Annotated in this window: 2 protein-coding genes and 1 pseudogene; all 3 read right to left on the bottom strand. The window is 70.9% G+C overall.

What is annotated here, in order from left to right:
- The coding region (locus ABD209_RS05840) for an ATP-binding protein (RefSeq protein ID WP_344063433.1) at positions 1-207 on the bottom strand (207 nt) is incomplete at its 3' end.
- Complete coding sequence (locus tag ABD209_RS05835) at positions 155-496, bottom strand: hypothetical protein (protein WP_344063430.1); 342 nt, start codon at positions 494-496, stop codon at positions 155-157. The genes ABD209_RS05835 and ABD209_RS05840, both read right to left, overlap by 53 nt.
- A pseudogene (gene istA / locus ABD209_RS05830) lies at positions 493-1,976 on the bottom strand (IS21 family transposase). The gene ABD209_RS05835 and the pseudogene istA overlap by 4 nt, the downstream one beginning before the upstream one ends.
- Between the last annotated feature and the right edge of the window lie 6 nt (positions 1,977-1,982).

Here is a 1,982-nt window from a genome sequence, read left to right as displayed (position 1 = left end):
GTACTTGCCGACGACACGGGACAAGACGCGTTCGTCGGCTGCCTCGACGAGCTCGTTGACGAGCCCGGCGGTGGTGGCGTAGCGGACGCGTCGTCCTTGCTCGCACGCGGCTAGCCCGAGGCCGATGAGCAGGTGGCTCTTGCCGGTGCCGGAGTCACCGAGCATCACAACGGGTTCCCCGGCTTCGAGGTAGGTACCGGAGGTCAAGTGGGCCAGGGTGGCGGGGGGTGATCGCGGGGACGGCGCTCAGGTCGAAGTCGGCGAGTCTTTTCAGGCGAGGGAACTTGGCTTCGGTCACGCGCCGGACCCGGCGCCGCTCGAGCCGGTCATCGACCTCGGCGGCGAGGACTTCGGCGAGGTAGCCCAAGTGGGTGCGGCGTTCCCGGACGGCGACCTCGGCCAACCCGACGGCCTCGGCGCGGACGGTGGGCAGGTGCAGCTCGCGGGCTGCGGCGTTGACTGCTGCTTGCGCGGCGGTGTCGGTCTTGATGCTCATGGCAGGGCCTTCCGGTGGGTGAGGAGGGCGTCGTAGCCGGCCAGGGTGGGTGCGGGCCGGTCGTAACGGAGCAACCCGGCAGCGACCGGGGCGGATGGACGGTGGTGTCGCTGGCGCGGCGGCGGGCGTCGATGGTCACGACCTCGGGGCTGAGGATCCCCGAGGTGGCTGCGGCGTCCATCGCCTCGATCAGACACGCGACGGGCAGGGTGCGGTGGGCCAGGAGGACCTCGATGAGAGCTTTGGTGCCGCGGGCATCGCCCAGGGCTCGGCGGGTCGCGTCCCAATACCGTTGATGGCTCGCGGTGAACGCCCCGGACGCTCGTGCCTGTGCCAGCGCGGTCGCGCCGGGCAGTGCGCCGGGTTTACGGGTCAGCACTTCCAGGTAGTGATCCAGGGACAGGACCTCCTGGTAGCGGCCGATCGCCCGCTCGTGGACGGCGACGACCTTGCCACCGTCATGGATGGTGACCGTGGTCGCGGTGAACCGCACCGTGAGCCGGCGGGCCACGTACCGGGCAGGGACCGAGTAATGGTTCTGTCGGATCGAGACCCGCGAACGGTGGTCGACCCGGCGCTGCTCGCTCACCGCCGCGTCGAATGCCTCGACCGGCAGCGGCATCAACGAGGCCGCCTCGCCGGCGAACTCGGCCCCGATCGTGGCGGCGTGGCCGGTGATGACCCGAGAGTCGTCCGCGGCATCGCCGGCAGCGATCAGGCGGTTCAACTCGGCCAGGCAGGCGACCGTGGGGACCGGGACGAGGTGTCGGCGGCGGAACCGGCCGATCTCTCCCTCGACGCCGCCCTTCTCGTGCGCGCCGCCCTTGCCCGGGATACAGAAGAACGAGTCGAAGCCGTAGTGAGAGCGCAACGCGATGAACCGGTCCGACTCGACCCGGTCGCGGCCCTTCAACACCCTGATCACGGCCGGTTTCAAGTTGTCATACCGGATCAGTGCTGGGACCCCACCGAAGTGGTTGAAGGCTTCGACATGGCCCTGGAGGAACGCTTCCTGAGCCTGGGTTCCGTAGGCGACGTGGAACGCCCGCCCCGAGTGCGACAGGCGCATCACGAACATCCACACCTTCACCGGCGACCCCGCCAGGCCAGTCTCGAACTCCCCGAAGTCGACCTCGGCCTCCGCGCCCGGGGCGTGGACCTGCGGGACGAACACCTCCCGGTCCACCAGGCCGATCTCGACCCGCCGGGCCGCGACATACCGAGACACCGTCACCTCCGCCACCCGGGCACCGTGCTCGGCCACGAGCCGCTGCCACACCCGCCGGGCCGTGTGACGCTGCTTGCGAGGCACGTCCTGGTCCCCGATCAGCCACCCGTCGATGACCTCCCGCCACGGGTCGATCGCCGGCCGCGCCCGCGCCGGGTACTCCTTGCGGGGCGGGGGAAGCGCGGACGCCAACGCCTGGCGGACCGTGCGCCGATGCACCCCATGCCGGACCGCGAGCTCGCGCACCGACACGGCCGG

The sequence above is a fragment of the Nostocoides vanveenii genome (assembly GCF_039531165.1).
GTDB lineage: Bacteria > Actinomycetota > Actinomycetes > Actinomycetales > Dermatophilaceae > Nostocoides_A > Nostocoides_A vanveenii.
This window is presented reverse-complemented; position numbering and strand designations above follow the sequence as displayed.

Excerpts from the sequence above, each read along its gene's own strand:
- ABD209_RS05835 (WP_344063430.1), bottom strand. The coding sequence starts at position 496 with ATGAGCATCAAGACCGACACCGCCGCGCAAGCAGCAGTCAACGCCGCA.